16 protein-coding genes are annotated in these 17707 nt (G+C 58.2%); 13 read left to right on the forward strand and 3 right to left on the reverse strand.

Annotated features, from left to right (window positions below):
- Positions 1 to 113 precede the first annotated feature (113 nt).
- From rluE to AFK63_RS10735, 9 genes are all read left to right on the forward strand, one after another.
- Entirely contained in the window at positions 114 to 770 is a 657-nt protein-coding gene (gene rluE / locus AFK63_RS10695; RefSeq protein WP_071603697.1) for a 23S rRNA pseudouridine(2457) synthase RluE, read from the forward strand.
- A 10-nt stretch (positions 771 to 780) separates the two neighbouring features.
- The gene (locus AFK63_RS10700; protein ID WP_038863539.1) at positions 781 to 1230 is read left to right on the forward strand and encodes an NUDIX hydrolase; all 450 of its coding nucleotides are present in this window, start codon (positions 781 to 783) and stop codon (positions 1228 to 1230) included.
- A gap of 278 nt (positions 1231 to 1508) precedes the next feature.
- Entirely contained in the window at positions 1509 to 3458 is a 1950-nt protein-coding gene (locus AFK63_RS10705; RefSeq protein ID WP_038863541.1) for a methyl-accepting chemotaxis protein, read from the forward strand.
- Between the two features lie 207 nt (positions 3459 to 3665).
- Positions 3666 to 4775, forward strand: coding sequence for a tRNA 2-thiouridine(34) synthase MnmA (gene mnmA, locus AFK63_RS10710; RefSeq protein WP_038863543.1), 1110 nt, complete (start codon positions 3666 to 3668; stop codon positions 4773 to 4775).
- Between the two features lie 56 nt (positions 4776 to 4831).
- On the forward strand, positions 4832 to 5461 hold the full coding sequence (gene hflD / locus AFK63_RS10715) for a high frequency lysogenization protein HflD (protein ID WP_038863545.1): 630 nt from the start codon (positions 4832 to 4834) through the stop codon (positions 5459 to 5461).
- A 17-nt stretch (positions 5462 to 5478) separates the two neighbouring features.
- Positions 5479 to 6849, forward strand: a complete 1371-nt coding sequence (gene purB / locus AFK63_RS10720; protein ID WP_038863546.1) for an adenylosuccinate lyase — start codon at positions 5479 to 5481, stop codon at positions 6847 to 6849.
- A 166-nt stretch (positions 6850 to 7015) separates the two neighbouring features.
- Positions 7016 to 7687 (forward strand): two-component system response regulator PhoP, encoded by a 672-nt coding sequence (phoP, locus tag AFK63_RS10725; protein ID WP_038863548.1) that lies wholly within the window; start codon positions 7016 to 7018, stop codon positions 7685 to 7687.
- On the forward strand, positions 7688 to 9190 hold the full coding sequence (phoQ, locus tag AFK63_RS10730) for a two-component system sensor histidine kinase PhoQ (RefSeq protein WP_038863550.1): 1503 nt from the start codon (positions 7688 to 7690) through the stop codon (positions 9188 to 9190).
- Positions 9191 to 9239: 49 nt separating this feature from the next.
- Positions 9240 to 10361, forward strand: coding sequence for a ribosomal protein uL16 3-hydroxylase (locus AFK63_RS10735; RefSeq protein ID WP_038863551.1), 1122 nt, complete (start codon positions 9240 to 9242; stop codon positions 10359 to 10361).
- 126 nt (positions 10362 to 10487) lie between these two features.
- On the opposite strand, the gene pepT is transcribed toward AFK63_RS10735, so the two are convergent.
- Positions 10488 to 11717, reverse strand: a complete 1230-nt coding sequence (gene pepT / locus AFK63_RS10740) for a peptidase T (protein WP_038863552.1) — start codon at positions 11715 to 11717, stop codon at positions 10488 to 10490.
- Positions 11718 to 12004: 287 nt separating this feature from the next.
- Here pepT and potA point away from each other — a divergent pair, with 287 nt between their 5' ends.
- From potA to potD, 4 genes are read left to right on the forward strand one after another with little or no spacing between them, the layout of a single operon-like run.
- A complete protein-coding gene (gene potA / locus AFK63_RS10750; protein ID WP_038863555.1) occupies positions 12005 to 13153 on the forward strand; it encodes a spermidine/putrescine ABC transporter ATP-binding protein PotA in 1149 nt (382 codons plus the stop codon).
- Positions 13137 to 13994, forward strand: coding sequence for a spermidine/putrescine ABC transporter permease PotB (gene potB / locus AFK63_RS10755; protein WP_038863556.1), 858 nt, complete (start codon positions 13137 to 13139; stop codon positions 13992 to 13994). The genes potA and potB overlap by 17 nt, the downstream gene beginning before the upstream one ends.
- Entirely contained in the window at positions 13991 to 14803 is an 813-nt protein-coding gene (gene potC / locus AFK63_RS10760) for a spermidine/putrescine ABC transporter permease PotC (protein WP_038863557.1), read from the forward strand. Before potB ends, potC begins: the two co-directional genes overlap by 4 nt.
- Positions 14800 to 15846 carry a spermidine/putrescine ABC transporter substrate-binding protein PotD gene (potD, locus tag AFK63_RS10765; protein WP_038863562.1) on the forward strand — a complete coding sequence of 349 codons (1047 nt, stop codon included), beginning with the start codon at positions 14800 to 14802 and terminating at the stop codon, positions 15844 to 15846. Before potC ends, potD begins: the two co-directional genes overlap by 4 nt.
- Before the next feature lie 107 nt (positions 15847 to 15953).
- Here potD and cobB read toward each other — a convergent pair whose 3' ends face one another.
- Together cobB and nagK are read right to left on the reverse strand one after the other, a co-directional pair.
- Positions 15954 to 16778 carry a Sir2 family NAD+-dependent deacetylase gene (gene cobB / locus AFK63_RS10770; RefSeq protein WP_038863563.1) on the reverse strand — a complete coding sequence of 275 codons (825 nt, stop codon included), beginning with the start codon at positions 16776 to 16778 and terminating at the stop codon, positions 15954 to 15956.
- 1 nt (position 16779) lies between these two features.
- Positions 16780 to 17700 carry an N-acetylglucosamine kinase gene (gene nagK, locus AFK63_RS10775; RefSeq protein WP_038863564.1) on the reverse strand — a complete coding sequence of 307 codons (921 nt, stop codon included), beginning with the start codon at positions 17698 to 17700 and terminating at the stop codon, positions 16780 to 16782.
- Between the last annotated feature and the right edge of the window lie 7 nt (positions 17701 to 17707).

A 17707-nucleotide genomic window follows, 5' to 3' on the forward strand; every position in this document is an offset into this window, starting at 1 on the left:
ACCTCTCCTTCGAGCGCTTCTGGTTGTGACTCATTTTGTTAATGATTTGTAATAGGCGTGATAATACTACCTTAATGTTCTGCCCCATGCCACGCCCTTATGAATAGGGTATAATGCGGCAATTGATAAAGCCTGAAAATAGTATGCAGAAAACTTCTTTTAGAAATCACCGGCTTGAGCGATTCAGCTCACAACATTCCGCTAAGCGCCGCAAACCCGAAGGCCCGAAACGGCTGATCCTGTTTAATAAACCCTACGATGTGCTGCCGCAGTTTACCGATGAGTCCGGGCGCCAGACGCTGAAGGATTTTATTCCGGTGCCGGGTGTTTACGCCGCAGGGCGTCTGGATCGCGACAGCGAAGGGTTGCTGGTGCTGACCAACGACGGCGCGCTACAGGCGAAATTAACTCAGCCCGGCAAACGCACCGGTAAAATCTATTTTGTGCAGGTCGAAGGCGAGCCGACAGAAGAAGCGCTGGCGAAACTCCGCGTGGGCGTAACGCTGAATGACGGGCCGACGCTCCCTGCCGGCGTGGAACGGGTCGACGAGCCCGCCTGGCTGTGGCCGCGTAATCCGCCCATCCGAGAGCGCAAATCCATTCCTGCCTGCTGGCTTAAAATAACCCTTTATGAAGGCCGCAACCGCCAGGTGCGCCGTATGACGGCGCATATCGGTTTCCCGACGCTGCGGCTGATTCGGTACGCGATGGGCGACTATACTCTCGAGGATCTGGCCTGCGGCCAGTGGCGAGAAATAACGCTCAAATAAGGAGAACCGGATGTTCAAACCTCATGTTACCGTCGCCTGCGTGGTTCACGCGCAGGGCAAATTTCTGGTCGTGGAAGAGACCATCAACGGCAAGGCGCTGTGGAACCAGCCCGCCGGCCATCTCGAAGCCGACGAAACGCTCCTGGAGGCCGCCCGCCGTGAATTGTGGGAAGAAACCGGCATTCGCGCAGAGCCACAGCATTTTCTGCGTCTGCATCAGTGGCAAGCGCCCGATAACACGCCCTTTTTGCGCTTCCTGTTCAGTATTGAACTCGATGCGCCGCTGCCGACCGAGCCGCACGACAGCGATATCGACTGCTGCCGTTGGGTGAGCGCCGACGAAATCCTCACCGCCGGAAACCTGCGCTCGCCGCTGGTAGCGGAAAGCATCCGCACCTGGCAGCAGGGCGAACGCTACCCGCTCTCGCTTATCGGCGCGTTTAACTGGCCGTTCCACTAAGCGTTTCGTCAGACCGCCCACATTTTTGTTTCGCCGCGAAACTTTTAACGGCAGCTTAACATGCTGCCGCTCACCGCTACATTTAGCATCTTCTCCCGTTGCCGTCGTTTTCGCCCGCGCGCATCCGCTGTTTTCGCTGAAAGAGCCTCGTTTTACGCCACCATTCACGCACTGCGCGTGATTAAAGAACAAAAAATAAACGCCGATAGAGCATTGACCAGGAGGCTCTAAGCGAAGGGACAGTAATGATATTTCGTGGTTGATCCTGAGGAGCCGTGATGGCCAGACAATCCGTACATAAAAAGATGAGTACCCGCGCGCAGATGCTGTTGACGGGCGCCTTAACCATCACGCTGGGGTTTGTTGTCACCATCGGCGTGTTGAGCTGGCAGTCCAGCAATGAACAAAAATCTCTGGCCGAAAGCTACTTAAAACAGATAGCTCAGAGCGAGGCGCTGAAAATCCAGCAGGAGCTGAACTACGCGCGCGATGTGGCGCATAACCTCGGTCACAGCATGGCGGCACTCCCCCGTGCGGGCGTCACCGATCGCAACGTCGCTGACAAACTGCTGGAAGGCGCGCTGCGCGATAATCCTGATTACCTGTCGGTCTCGGTGATTTTTGAAGAGAACGCCTTTGACGGACGTGATGCGGAATTCGACGGCAAGCCCGGACAGGCGCCGAAAGGCCGCTACGCCTTTTTTGTCGACCACGATCAGGCGGGCAACTATAAATTCCATCCCCTGCTTTCTTATCTGACGCCAGGCCAGGGCGACTACTATCTGATCCCACAAAAGACGCAGAAAGACACGCTAATCGAGCCTTACAGCTACGCCTATAACGGCGTGCCGACGCTGCTCACCTCCGTGGCGGCGCCCATCATCACCGACGGCAAACTCCAGGGCGTGGTGACCTCCGATATTTCTCTGGCCTCACTGCAACAGAAAGTTAACCAGATTAAACCGTGGGAAGGCGGCGGCTATGCCGTGCTGCTCTCCACCGCAGGCAAAGTTATCTCTTACCCGGACAAAAAGCTGACCAGCAAACCCTTTCCTGGCGATACCGCCGGTTTCACCAGCAACGTGGTGGAGCAGGAAGATCCGATCCTTGGCGAGCAAGCGTTAGTGACCTGGCAGCCGGTGAGCATCGGCACCAGTACCGATAAATGGTATCTCGGCGTCGTGGCGCCGGTAAGCCAGGTGATGGCGGCCGCCAACCGCCAGCTCATGAATGCGATTATCCTGATGGTAGTGAGCATTCTGCTGGTGAGCGCGCTGCTGGGCATCGTCTTTAGCCGCAAAGTGCTCAAACCGCTCGGCGGTGAACCGCTGGAGGCGGCCACCATCGCGCTGGCGGTGGCCGACGGCAAGCTGGATAACGTGGTGCCGGTCAAGCCGGGGGATCGCGGTAGTCTGTTCTACGCGCTGCACACCATGCAGGCGCAGTTGCGCGGCATCGTCGGGCAGATCAAAGAGGCGAGCGACTCTGTCCGTCAGGGCGCGGGCGAAATAGTCAGCGGCAATATTAACCTCTCTTCGCGAACCGAAGAACAGGCTGCGGCGCTGGAACAGACCGCGGCGAGCATGGAGCAGATCAGCGCCACGGTGAAGCACAACGCCGCCAATGCGCATCATGCGACCGAACTGACCGCCAACGCCACGCAGATAGCCAGCCGCGGTGAAGCGCTGGTCGGCCAGGTTGTACAAACGATGGCGCAGATTGACGACAGCTCGAAGAAAATCAGCGACATCACCACCATGATCAACAGCATCGCGTTCCAGACCAATATTCTGGCGCTCAACGCCGCGGTAGAGGCGGCGCGCGCGGGCGAACAGGGCCGCGGCTTCGCGGTGGTGGCAAGTGAAGTACGAAGCCTGGCACAGCGCAGCGCCAACGCGGTGAAAGAGATAGCCGCACTGATTGAAGAGTCGGGCCAGCGTGTCGCCAACGGCGTGCAGCTGGTGAACGACGCCGGGAAAACCATGCAAGAGATGACCCAGGCGGTGCACTCCGTGCAAACCATCATCGGCGAAATCGTCAGCGCGTCTGATGAGCAGTCGAAAGGCATCAGCCAGGTGACTATCGCCGTCAATGAGATGGATGGCGTAACCCAGCAGAACGCCGCGTTGGTGCAGCAGATGGCCGCCGCCGCCAGCTCGCTTGAAGAGCAGGCGCAGCAACTGGCGCAAACCGTCGAACAGTTCAGCCTCGACGAACGCTACGCATAAACCGACAGGCGGGGCCGCAGCCGCGGCTCCGCGTCTTTGACATCACCGTCCCCTGTCCTGCCTTTCAGCCTCTCGCCGCGGGTCGCAATTCTTGCCGTTAAACGCTTTTCTTCACGTCCGAAGGCCAACCCGGCGCGCGCAGGGGGTGTTTGCGTCGCCAGCGCGTGCTAGAATACGCCGCCTTTGTTTTATGTCGTGAGTGGTGCAATGTCTGATAACAGCCAGAAAAAAGTCATCGTCGGAATGTCCGGCGGCGTCGATTCCTCCGTTTCCGCTTACCTGCTGCAACAGCAGGGCTATCAGGTGGAAGGTCTCTTTATGAAGAACTGGGAAGAGGATGACGGCGAGGATTATTGCACGGCCGCCTCTGACCTCGCCGACGCCCAGGCGGTGTGCGATAAGCTCGGCATCGAGCTGCATACCGTGAACTTCGCGGCAGAGTACTGGGATAACGTGTTTGAGCATTTCCTGGCGGAATATAAAGCCGGACGCACGCCAAACCCGGATATCCTGTGCAACAAAGAAATTAAATTCAAAGCCTTCCTGGAGTTTGCTGCTGAAGACCTGGGCGCCGATTATATCGCGACCGGCCACTACGTGCGCCGCGCGGATGTTGACGGTAAAAGCCGCCTGCTGCGCGGTCTCGACGGCAATAAAGACCAGAGCTACTTCCTCTACACGCTCGGCCACGATCAGGTCGCGCAGAGCCTGTTCCCGGTCGGCGAGCTGGAAAAACCGGAAGTGCGCCGTATCGCCGAAGAACTCGACCTGGTGACCGCGAAGAAAAAAGATTCCACCGGCATCTGCTTTATCGGCGAGCGCAAGTTCCGCGAGTTCCTTGGCCGCTACCTGCCCGCGCAGCCGGGTAAAATCGTGACCGTCGACGGTGACACCCTCGGCGAGCACCAGGGGCTGATGTATCATACGCTCGGCCAGCGCAAAGGCCTCGGCATCGGCGGCACCAAAGACGGCGGCGAAGAGCCATGGTACGTGGTGGATAAAGACGTTGAAAACAACATTCTTATCGTCGCCCAGGGCCACGATCACCCACGTCTGATGTCTGTCGGTCTGATTGCGCAGCAGTTGCACTGGGTTAATCGCGAGCCGGTCACCGCGCCGTTTACCTGCACCGTAAAAACCCGCTATCGTCAGGGCGATATTCCCTGCACCGTGCGCCCGCTGGATGAAGACCGCATCGAAGTGCTGTTTGACGAGCCGGTTTCTGCGGTCACGCCGGGGCAGTCCGCCGTGTTTTATCAGGGTGAAGTCTGCCTCGGCGGCGGAATCATCGAACAGCGCCTGCCGCTACCGGTATAACTGAGATGCCGCTTACGCGGCGATAACCAAGACGCCGCGGTCAAAAAGGAGCACGTGTGGCAAAGAACTTCTACGACATCACCCTTGCGCTGGCGGGCATCTGTCAGTCGGCGCGTCTGGTTCAGGAGCTCGCGCATCAGGGCACGTGCGACGCCAGGGCGCTGCGCGTCTCGCTGAAAAGCGTGATTGACCAGAACCCGGCGTCTACCCTTGACGTATTCGGCGGTGAAGAAGCCGGGCTCAAAACCGGTCTGGAAACGCTGCTTGGCATCCTCAACACCAGCAACCGTCAGGGCCTCGGCGCCGAACTGACGCGCTACACCTTAAGCCTGATGGTGCTGGAGCGTAAGCTTGCCGGCAGCAAAGGCGCCATGAATACCCTTGGCAACCGTATCGCCGATTTAAGCCGCCAGCTTGAGCACTTCGATCTGGAATCCGACACGCTGATGAACGCGATGGCCGGGATCTACGTGGATGTGATTAGCCCGCTTGGCCCGCGCATTCAGGTCAACGGCTCGCCTGCCGTGCTGCAAAGCCCGCAGGTACAGGCCAAAGTTCGCGCCACGCTGCTCGCCGGTATCCGCGCCGCGGTACTCTGGCAGCAGGTCGGCGGCGGACGGCTGCAACTGATGTTTTCCCGTAATCGTCTGACCACCCAGGCGAAACAAATTCTTGCTCAATGTTAACCTCTCAGGAGTGACTGATGGAATTATCCTCACTGACCGCCGTTTCCCCCGTTGATGGACGCTACGGCGACAAAGTCAGCGCGCTGCGCGCCATTTTCAGCGAATTTGGCCTGCTGAAGTTCCGCGTACAGGTTGAAGTTCGCTGGCTGCAAAAGCTGGCCGCACACGCAGCGATCAAGGAAGTTCCTGCTTTTGACAAAAACGCAAACGATTTCCTCGATGCGATTGTGGCGGGCTTTAGCGAAGAAGACGCCGCACGCATCAAGACTATCGAGCGCACCACCAACCATGACGTCAAAGCGGTTGAGTATTTCCTGAAGGAAAAAGTGGCTGAAGTGCCGGCGCTGCATGCCGTCTCAGAATTTATTCACTTCGCCTGCACCTCTGAGGACATCAATAACCTCTCCCACGCGCTGATGCTCTCTACGGCGCGCGAAGAAGTGATCCTGCCCGTCTGGCGCAACATTATTAACGCTGTAAAAGATCTGGCGCACCAGTATCGCGATATTCCGCTGCTCTCCCGCACCCACGGCCAGCCGGCGACGCCGTCCACCATGGGTAAAGAGATGGCGAACGTCGCGTACCGTATGGAGCGCCAGTACCGTCAGCTCGCGCAGGTCGAGATCCTCGGCAAAATCAACGGCGCGGTCGGCAACTATAACGCGCACATCGCCGCTTACCCGGAAGTGGACTGGCACCAGTTCAGCGAAGAATTCGTCACCTCGCTTGGCATTCAGTGGAACCCGTACACCACCCAGATTGAACCGCACGACTACATTGCAGAGCTGTTCGACTGCATGGCGCGCTTCAACACGATCCTTATCGACTTTGACCGTGACGTCTGGGGTTATATCGCGCTGAACCACTTCAAACAGAAAACCATCGCGGGCGAAATCGGCTCCTCCACCATGCCGCACAAGGTCAACCCTATCGATTTCGAAAACTCCGAAGGCAACCTGGGCCTGGCGAACGCCGTGCTGCAACATCTGGCAAGCAAACTGCCGGTCTCCCGCTGGCAGCGCGACCTCACCGACTCCACCGTTCTGCGTAACCTCGGCGTTGGCGTCGGCTACGCGCTGATCGCTTATCAGTCGACGCTGAAAGGCGTGAGCAAGCTGGAAGTGAACCGCGATCGCCTGCTGGCAGAGCTGGATAGCAACTGGGAAGTGCTGGCGGAACCGATCCAGACCGTGATGCGCCGCTACGGCATCGAGAAGCCCTATGAGAAGCTCAAAGCGCTGACCCGCGGCAAGCGCGTTGACGCCGAAGGCATGAAGCAGTTCATCGACAGTCTGGAACTGCCGGAAGACGAAAAAACGCGTCTGAAAGCGATGACGCCTGCCAATTACATCGGCCGCGCTATCCAGATGGTTGACGATCTGAAATAATCCGCACGCGACGCCACCTTCGGGTGGCGTTTTTTATCGCTTTTCCTGCGCTTTCCTGCCTGTTTCCCTCGCGCGCGATCCCCGGCTGGTTTACCCAATGTTTATGCCCTTTTGGTAATAATTGGCGTTAAACTATTTATCAAATTAATAAATAAGGGGACGTCGCATGCGCGTGCTGGTCGTCGAAGATAACGCTCTGCTGCGGCATCATCTGAAAGTGCAGCTCTCTGAGCTGGGGCATCAGGTGGATGCGGCGGAAGATGCCAAAGAAGCCGATTATTACCTCAATGAACATCTGCCGGACGTGGCGATTGTCGATCTCGGATTGCCGGATGAAGACGGGCTCAGTTTGATCCGCCGCTGGCGCTCGCACGATATCACGCTGCCGATTCTGGTGCTCACCGCCCGTGAAGGCTGGCAGGATAAAGTAGAAGTGCTGGGCGCGGGCGCGGACGATTACGTCACCAAGCCGTTTCACATCGAAGAAGTGGTGGCGCGGATGCAGGCGCTGCTGCGGCGTAACAGCGGGCTTGCCTCACAGGTGATCTCGATGCCGCCGTTTGTGGTGGATCTCTCACGCCGCGAAGTGGCCATTAACGATAACCTGATCCGCCTGACCGCCTTCGAATACACCATTATGGAAACGCTTATCCGCAACGCCGGTAAAGTGGTCAGCAAAGATTCGCTGATGCTCCAGCTTTACCCGGACGCCGAGCTGCGTGAAAGCCACACCATTGACGTCCTGATGGGACGCCTGCGCAAAAAAATTCAGGCGGAATACCCCGGCGAGGCGATCACCACGGTTCGCGGCCAGGGTTACCGGTTCGATCTGCGCTAAATGAAAAAATTCCTGCGTCACTTTTTACCGCTCTCGCTGCGGGTTCGCTTTCTGCTGGCGACGGCGGCGGTCGTGCTGGTGCTCTCGCTCGCTTACGGCATGGTGGCGCTGGTGGGCTACAGCGTGAGTTTCGATAAAACCACCTTTCGCCTGCTGCGCGGCGAGAGCAATCTGTTTTACACGCTCGCCCGCTATGAAAACGGCAGGCTGAGCGTGGAGATCCCCGATCATATCGACAGGCAGAGCCCGACGCTGACGTTTATCTATAACGAAAAAGGCAAACTGCTCTGGTCGCAGTGCGACGTACCCTGGCTGATGAAAGAAATTCGCCCGGAATGGCTCTCCGCCAACGGTTTTCACGAGCTGGAAACGCGCTTTAGCGACACCCGCGTACTGCTGGGCACCAACCACTCCCTGCAAAAACGGCTGAACGAGTACGATCCCGAAAGAGATGACGAAACCACGCACTCGGTGGCGGTGAACCTTTACCCCGCGACCGCCACCCTGCCCGCGCTGACGGTCGTGGTGGTCGATACGATCCCCGACGAGCTGAAAAGCTCGTGGAGCGTCTGGAACTGGTTTATCTATGTGCTCGCGGCGAATCTGCTGCTGGTTGTTCCGCTGCTGTGGCTCGCGGCATGGTGGAGCCTGCGCCCGATTGAGGCGCTGGCCCGCGAAGTGCGCGAGCTGGAAGAGCATCACCGGGAACAGCTCAACCCCTATACCACCCGCGAGCTGACAAGCCTCGTGCATAACCTCAACCGGCTGCTGAAAAGCGAGCGCGAGCGCTATGAGAAATACCGCACGACGCTCACCGATCTCACCCACAGCCTTAAAACGCCGCTGGCGGTGCTGCAAAGTACGCTACGTTCGCTGCGTACCGGCAAAACCGATGTCGAACAGGCCGAGCCCGTCATGCTTGAGCAGATCAGCCGTATTTCACAGCAAATTGGCTACTACCTGCACCGCGCCAGTATGCGCAGCGGCAATATGCTGCTGAGCCGCGAGCTGCACCCGGTGGCGCCGCTGCTCGACAACCTGACCTCGGCGCTGAACAAGGTTTACCAGCGCAAAGGCGTGAGTATTACGCTCGATATCTCGCCGGAGATCGTGTTTATCGGCGAGAAAAACGATTTTCTCGAAGTCATGGGCAATGTCCTGGATAACGCCTGCAAATATTGTCTGGAGTTTGTCGAGGTCACCGCGCGCGTGGCGGATGATACGCTGCATCTGGTGGTCGAAGATGACGGTCCGGGCATTCCGGAGAGTAAACGCGCGCTGGTGTTTGACCGCGGCCAGCGGGCCGATACGCTGCGTCCCGGCCAGGGCGTGGGGCTGTCGGTGGCGCGTGAAGTGGTTGAACAATACAGCGGGCAGATCCTCACCGGCAGCAGCCCGCTCGGCGGCGCCAGGATGGAAGTCGTTTTCGCCCGCCAGCAGCCGCCCGCCGGCGAATCTTCCGCCAGTCTGCGAAAAAACCTGTCTGACGGCCACGCAGAGTGACGCGCGTCCGTTATAATCCGACTCATCTTCAGAGCCTGCGGAATACAATATGGATTACCACGTAGAGATAAACTGGCCCGATTTCATTGAACGCTACTGGCAAAAACGCCCGGTCGTGTTAAAGCGCGGCATCAAGAATTTTGTCGACCCGCTCTCACCGGACGAACTGGCCGGTCTTGCGATGGAGAACGAGGTGGACAGCCGCCTGGTCAGTCATCAGGACGGCAAATGGGAAGTGAGCCACGGCCCGTTCCAGAGCTACGATCACTTGGGTGAAAATAACTGGTCGCTTTTAGTGCAGGCGGTGAATAACTGGCATGAGCCGAGCGCGGCGCTGATGCGTCCGTTCCGCGCGCTGCCGGACTGGCGCATCGACGATCTGATGATCTCGTTCTCCGTGCCGGGCGGCGGCGTAGGCCCGCATCTGGATCAGTATGACGTGTTTATTATTCAGGGCGTGGGGCGTCGTCGCTGGCGCGTCGGCGAAAAAGTGCCGATGAAGCAGCACTGCCCGCATCCGGATCTGCTGCAGGTCGACCCGTTTGAAGCGCTGATCGACGAAGAGCTGGAGCCGGGCGATATTCTCTATATTCCGCCAGGTTTCCCGCATGAAGGCTATTCGCTGGAAAACTCAATGAACTATTCGGTGGGCTTTCGCGCGCCGAGCGGTCGCGAGCTTATCAGCGGTTTCGCCGATTACGTGCTGCAGCGCGAACTTGGCAGCCAGCGCTACAGCGACCCTGACGTGCCGGCCCGCGAGCATGCGGCGGATATCGTGCCTGCGGAAGTGGACAAGCTTCGCGAGATGATGCTGGATCTTATTCGCGATCCGGCGCATTTCAACGAGTGGTTTGGCGAGTTTATTACTCAGTCACGTCACGAGCTGGACGTCTCGCCGCCAGAGCCGCCCTATCAGCCAGATGAAATCTATGACGCGCTGAAACAGGGCGATTCGCTGGTGCGTCTGGGTGGCCTGCGCGTGTTGCGTATCGGCGAAGAGGTATTCGTAAACGGCGAGAAGATAGACACCCCGCACCGCCCGGCGCTGCATCAGCTCGCCAATGAAATCGTGTTGAATGACGCGATGTTCGGCGACGCGCTGGAAGATCCGTCATTCCTGGCGATGCTGGCCGCGCTGGTTAACAGCGGCTACTGGTATTTCGCGGATTAACCGCGTGTGGGACGGCGGGTGCGCTTTAGTGACCCGCGCTGAGACATAACCACAAAATGATGGCTTAATCTGTAAGGCGGGTAAGCGTTAGCGCACCCGCCTTTTTAATGTCACGGTACGACCCGGTTACCCTGCCCGCTGCGCCGTTAACTCGGCGATGCGCACAATCACCTGCACCGCTTTCTCCATCCCTTCGAGCGTCGCGAATTCATGCTTGCCGTGGTAATTGTACCCGCCGGTGAAAATGTTCGGGCACGGCAGGCCCATAAACGACAGCTGCGCGCCGTCGGTGCCGCCGCGAATGGGCTTCATCTGCGGTTCGATGCCGCAATCCACCATCGCCTGACGCGCAATCTCGATGATATGCGGATGCTCGGCCACTTTTTCCCGCATGTTGTAATAGCTGTCTTCAATCGCGAGCTCAATGTAACAATCCGGATGCAGCCCTTTGCCGACCTGTTTCGCGATATCCATCATGCGACGTTTACGCGCTTCGAAATTCTCGCGGTCGAAATCGCGGATGATGTAATGCATCTCGGCGCGATCCACCGAGCCTTTCATGGTATGCAGATGGTAAAAACCTTCATAGCCCTCGGTGCACTCCGGGCTCTCCTCGGCGGGCACCAGCGCGTGAATGCGCGCGGCCAGCGACAGCGCGTTTACCATCACGCCTTTGGCGGTGCCGGGGTGCACGTTATTGCCGACAATCTTAATGGTCACCGAGGCGGCGTTAAAATTCTCATACTCCAGCTCGCCGATGCCGCTGCCATCCATCGTATACGCCCAGCGCGCGTCGAACGCCCCAACATCGAAATGCTTCGCGCCTTTGCCGACCTCTTCGTCCGGCGTAAAGGCAACGCGGATATCGCCGTGAGGGATGTCGCTCTGCGCCAGTGTCGCCATCGCGGTCATGATCTCAGCGACTCCTGCTTTATCGTCCGCGCCGAGCAGCGTTTTACCATCGGTTGTGATAAGCGTATGGCCGAGTAGCTGATGCAACACCGGAAACATGACCGGCGATAACACTTCCTCACCGGTGCCGAGCGCGATATCCCCGCCGCGATAGTTTTCGACAATCTGCGGATTGACATTCTTCGCGGTGAAATCGGGCGATGTATCCACATGCGAAATAAAGCCGATGGGCGGGACGGGCTTATTGACGTTAGACGGCAGCGTGCCGGTTAGCGTGCCGTGCTCGCTCAGCATGACCTGGGTCATCCCCAGGGCTTCCATCTGGTTTTTCAGCAGGTTTAACAGCTTCCACTGGCTTTCGGTGCTGGGAACATGCTTCACCCCGGCCCGTGACTGGGTATCCATAGTGACATATTGCAGGAAACGTTCGAGTAATTTATCCATGTTCTCACCCCTGTTATTTTGTGACGTCATTATCATTAAGCATTAAAAGACAAATATTGTTTCAGGTCACCTTTCACCCGGCGAAGAGGAATAATCCTGCCGGGAAAAAAGGGGGTATCCGCCCCTGGCGCGCCTGCATGAATGAAAACCCCTGGAAAACGCGCGATACCGGCAAGAAAGCGTCTGTGGCATTGGCGATTTCAATGGTTTGCCGTAGAATGCCTGCCCTTATCATGTGCCAGACCCAAAGGTGGTTCATCACAAACCCCGCATCCGGTTTCTTCTTGATGCGTTTTTTACGGGACAGAGTAAAAAAATTGAATACACAGCCGCGCTCGCTTTCCCCCCTTCTGCAACTGGCGGATATCGGGAAAAGCTTTGATGGTAAAACCGTCATTTCTGATTTCTCGCTGACCATCAATCATGGTGAATTCCTCACGCTTCTCGGCCCTTCCGGCTGCGGTAAAACGACCGTGCTGCGCCTTATCGCAGGCCTTGAGAACGCCGACGCCGGGCGAATTACCCTTGATTCGCAGGACATTACCGACGTTCCCGCCGAACATCGCCATGTGAATACGGTTTTCCAGAGCTACGCCCTTTTCCCGCACATGACGGTCTTTGAAAACGTGGCGTTTGGCCTGCGGATGCAGAAAACGCCTGCCGCCGGGATAGCGCCGCGCGTGATGGATGCATTAAAGATGGTGCAGCTTGAGGAATTTGCCCAGCGCAAACCGCATCAACTTTCCGGCGGCCAGCAGCAACGCGTGGCGATCGCCCGCGCGGTGGTCAATAAACCTCGCCTGCTGCTGCTAGATGAATCGCTGTCCGCGCTCGACTATAAACTGCGCAAACAGATGCAAAATGAGCTGAAAGCGCTCCAGCGTAAGCTGGGCATTACCTTCGTGTTCGTGACCCACGATCAGGAAGAGGCGCTGACCATGTCGGATCGCATCGTGGTGATGCGCGACGGGCGCATCGAGCAGGATGGCACGCCGCGTGAAATCTACGAAGAGCCGAAAAACCTCTTTGTGGCGAGCTTTATCGGCGAGATCAATATCTTCGAGGCGACAGTCATCGAGCGCGTCGACGCCAGCCGCGTGCGGGCGAACGTGGAAGGCCGCGAGTGTGTGTTGTATGTCAGTTTCCCGGTCGCGGTCGGCCAGAAACTCAACGTGCTGCTGCGCCCGGAAGATCTGCGCGTTGAAGAGATCAATGGCGAAGGCGACGCCGACGGCCTGATTGGCTTTGTGCGCGAGCGCAACTATAAGGGCATGACGCTGGAGTCGGTCGTTGAGCTGGAAAACGGCAAAATAGTGCTGGTCAGCGAATTCTTTAACGAAGACGATCCGGATTTCGACCACTCTCTCGATCAGAAAATGGCCGTGACCTGGGTGGAAAGCTGGGAGGTGGTGCTGGCCGATGAAGAGCTCGCGTAAATTCCAGAATGTGGTGATCGCCACGATCGTCGGCTGGCTGGTGCTGTTTGTGTTCCTGCCTAACCTGATGATCATCGCCACCAGCTTCCTGACCCGCGACGACGCGCATTTCGTAAGCCTGGTGTTTACGCTGGATAACTACGCGCGCCTGCTCGACCCGCTCTATTTCCAGGTGCTGCTGCACTCGCTGAATATGGCGCTGCAGGCGACGCTCGCGTGTCTGGTGCTGGGCTACCCGTTTGCCTGGTTCCTGGCGAAACTGCCGGCGAAAGTGCGCCCGCTGCTGCTGTTTTTGCTGATAGTTCCCTTCTGGACGAACTCGCTTATCCGTATTTACGGCCTGAAGCTGTTTCTCAGCACGCGCGGCTATCTGAACGAGTTTTTGCTCTGGCTCGGCGTTATCGACACGCCGGTGCGCATCATGTATACGCCGTCAGCGGTGATTATCGGCCTGGTTTATATCCTGCTGCCGTTTATGGTGATGCCGCTCTACTCCAGTATTGAGAAGCTCGACAAGCCGCTGCTGGAAGCCGCGCGCGATCTCGGCGCCAGCAAGCTGCAAACTTTTGTGCGCATTATCCTGCCGCTGACGATGCCGGGCATTATTGCCGGGTGTCTGCTGGTGATGCTGCCCGCGATGGGCCTGTTTTATGTCTCCGATCTCATGGGCGGCGCAAAAAACCTGCTTATCGGCAACGTTATCAAGAGCCAGTTCCTGAACATCCGCGACTGGCCGTTCGGCGCGGCGACCAGCATCACGCTGACGCTGGTGATGGGCCTGATGCTGCTGGTGTACTGGCGCGCCGCGCGCCTGCTTAACAAGAAGGTGGAGCTGGAATGATCGGTCGACTGCTGCGCGGCGGTTTTATGGCCGCTATTTACGCTTATCTTTACATCCCGATCGTGATCCTGATTGTGAACTCATTCAACAGCTCGCGTTTCGGCATTAACTGGCAGGGCTTCACCACAAACTGGTACAGCCTGTTGATGAATAACGACAGCCTGTTACAGGCCGCCCAACATTCGCTGACGATGGCGGTCTTCTCCGCCACGTTCGCCACCGCCATCGGCGCGCTGACGGCGGTCGCGCTCTACCGCTACCGTTTTCGCGGCAAACCGTTTGTCAGCGGCATGCTGTTTGTGGTGATGATGTCGCCCGATATCGTGATGGCGATTTCCCTGCTGGTGCTGTTTATGCTGGCGGGCATTCAGCTTGGCTTCTGGTCGCTACTGTTCTCGCACATCACCTTCTGCCTGCCGTTTGTGGTTGTGACCGTCTATTCAAGGCTGAAAGGCTTTGACGTACGCATGCTTGAAGCGGCGCGCGATCTGGGCGCAAGCGAAATCACTATTCTGCGCAAAATTATCCTGCCGCTGGCGATGCCGGCGGTGGCGGCGGGCTGGCTGCTGAGCTTTACGCTGTCGATGGATGACGTCGTGGTCTCATCGTTTGTGACCGGGCCGGGCTATGAAATCCTGCCGCTGAAAATTTATTCCATGGTGAAAGTGGGCGTGTCGCCGGAAGTCAACGCGCTCGCCACCATTCTGCTGGCGCTGTCGCTGGTTTTGGTACTGGCAAGCCAGCTATTGCTTCGCGATAAAACGAAAAGCCTGCCTCGCCAGGCCTTCAACTCAGGGGACGTAAAATGAAAAAATGGTCACGCCACCTGCTTGCAGCGGGTGCTCTGGCGGTCGGTATGAGCGCTGCGCACGCTGATGACGGCAAAACGCTCTACTTCTACAACTGGACCGAGTATGTGCCGCCAGGCCTGCTGGAGCAGTTCACCAACGAGACCGGCATCAAGGTTATCTATTCGACCTATGAATCGAACGAGACCATGTACGCCAGGCTTAAAACTTATCAGCAGGGCGCGTACGATCTGATCGTGCCGTCGACTTATTTTGTCGACAAGATGCGCAAGGAAGGAATGATCCAGAAGATCGACAAAAGCAAGCTGTCGAATTTCCACAATCTGGACCCGGCGATGCTGAACAAGCCGTTCGATCCGAATAACGACTATTCCGTGCCCTATATCTGGGGCGCGACGGCGATCGGCGTGAACAGCGATGCGATCGACCCGAAGAGCGTGACCTCCTGGGCGGATCTCTGGAAGCCGGAGTATAAAGGCAGCCTGCTGCTGACCGATGACGCGCGCGAAGTGTTCCAGATGGCGCTGCGCAAGCTTGGGCTTTCCGGCAACACCACCAATCCGAAAGAGATCGAAGCGGCCTATAACGAGCTGAAAAAACTGATGCCGAACGTGGCGGCGTTTAACTCCGACAACCCGGCGAACCCGTATCTGGAAGGCGAAGTGAATCTCGGTATGGTGTGGAACGGCTCTGCGTGGGTGGCGCGTCAGGCTGGCGCCCCGCTGGATGTGGTCTGGCCGAAGGAAGGCGGGATTTTTTGGATGGATAGCCTGGCTATTCCGGCGAATGCGAAAAACGTCGAAGGCGCGCACAAGCTGATTAACTTCCTGCTGCGCCCGGACGTGGCGAAACAGGTTGCCGAAACCATCGGTTACCCGACGCCGAACCTCGCCGCCCGTAAGCTGCTCAAAAAAGAGGTGTCGGACGATAAATCGCTCTACCCGGACGATGCGACCATTCAGAAAGGTGAATGGCAGAACGACGTCGGCGAGGCGAGCGCGATTTATGAGTCGTATTACCAGAAGTTAAAAGCGGGACGTTAACGTTCATCGTGGTGACAGGGCGGGTACGCTTCGCTTACCCGCCTTACAGTAATATCAGACGAAAGGGCGGGTTTGCAGGGCGGGTAAGCGTAACGCCCCCGCCCTTTCTACAACCCTTTCAACAACTTCTCGACATACTCCGGCACCACCTGGCTTGCGAGCCCGTAATGCTTCTCTTCGAATTCGCTGCCAACCTGACTCGGTTCAAGGTTTAGCTCCACCGTGTGCGCGCCCTGCAACTTAGCTTCATGCACAAAACCGGCGGCCGGGTAAACATGACCGGAGGTGCCGATAGCAATGAACACATCGGCGCGCGCCAGCGCCTCATAAATCCGATCCATGCCGAGCGGCATCTCGCCGAACCACACCACGTGCGGGCGCAGCGGCGCGGGGAACTGACAGCAGTGACACTTATCGTCGGGCGTCACATCGCCCGTCCACTCCAGCACCTGTCCGCTCTGCGAACAGCGCACTTTCAGCAGTTCGCCATGCATATGCACGACATTATTATTTCCGGCGCGCTCGTGCAGGTTATCGATATTCTGGGTTATCAGCAAAAAGCGGTCGCCTAACGCCTCTTCCAGCCGCGCCAGCGCCAGATGCGCCGCGTTGGGCTTAATCTCCGGCTGCTGGAGCTGACGCCGCCGGGCGTTATAAAAATCCTGCACCAGTTGCGGATTGCGCGCGAAACCTTCCGGCGTCGCCACATCCTCCACCCGATGCTCTTCCCACAGTCCGTCGGCGGCGCGGAAGGTGCGAATGCCCGATTCCGCCGAAATGCCCGCCCCGGTTAACACCACTACCACAGGTTTATTCATCACTTCAGGTACCATGACTCTGTCCCGGAAAAAAATTCGCTGACGCAACCGCTCGCGCAGCCGACGTTTATTCCTTCGAAACCGGCCCAGCCGGTGCAGACGACGCGATTGCATTTCAACTCCGTGAGCGTGTGAGATGGAGAAAAGCCGCGCCCCGCATACCGCCTGCATCGCCGTGGCGCGCCTGCTCGATACGCGGGACTTTCGCCACTGGCAGCAGATGGGCGGGCAGCTTCGCTGCGAGCGCCGTCGTCAGATGCGCGAACCCCGACAAGCCGCCGCCCAGCACCAGCAAGTGCGGGTCCAGCACGGTCAGCAGGCTGGCGACGCAGACCGCCAGCAGGTCAGTGTAGCGCTCCACGTGCGCCTGCGCCTGGGCGTCACCCTGGTGCCAGCGCGCAATGATTTCCGGCGCGTCCAGTGATTGATGGTAGAAGTGTTGCCAGAGCCATGCAAAGCCCCGGCCCGAAAGATAGTTCTCGATGCAGCCATGCTGACCGCAGCCGCAGCGCAGCAGCGGGATATCGCACCCGAGGATCGCCAGCGCGTCCACCGGCAGACGGATATGCCCGAATTCGCCCGTGATAAAGCTGCGCCCGGTCACCGGTTTGCCGTCAACAATTATTCCGCCGCCAACGCCGGTGCCGAGGATTAGCCCCATCACCACCGGGTAAGCGCGAAAGTCGTCGTCCCAGGCTTCGGAGAGCGCAAAGCAGTTGGCGTCGTTATCGATGCGCACCTCGCGCCCAAGCCGCGCGCTGAGATCGCGCCGTACCGCCCTGCCGCTGGCGGCGGGCAGGTTGGCCGCATAAAGCAGCCCGTCGTCGGTTTCAGGAATACCGGGAATGCCGACGCCGACATGACCGGCAGCGCCAAATCGGCGATCGGCTTCTGCCACCAGCGTAGCGACAGCGTCGAGGAAGCGTTCATAGCTGTCGTGCGGGGTCGCCACGCGGGTTTGCCATTGCAGGCGCCGCGCTTCATCGTAAACCCCGAGGGCGATTTTGCTGCCGCCAATGTCAAACCCGTAATACATTCGCCGC

This window comes from Cronobacter muytjensii ATCC 51329, assembly GCF_001277195.1.
Classification (GTDB): domain Bacteria; phylum Pseudomonadota; class Gammaproteobacteria; order Enterobacterales; family Enterobacteriaceae; genus Cronobacter; species Cronobacter muytjensii.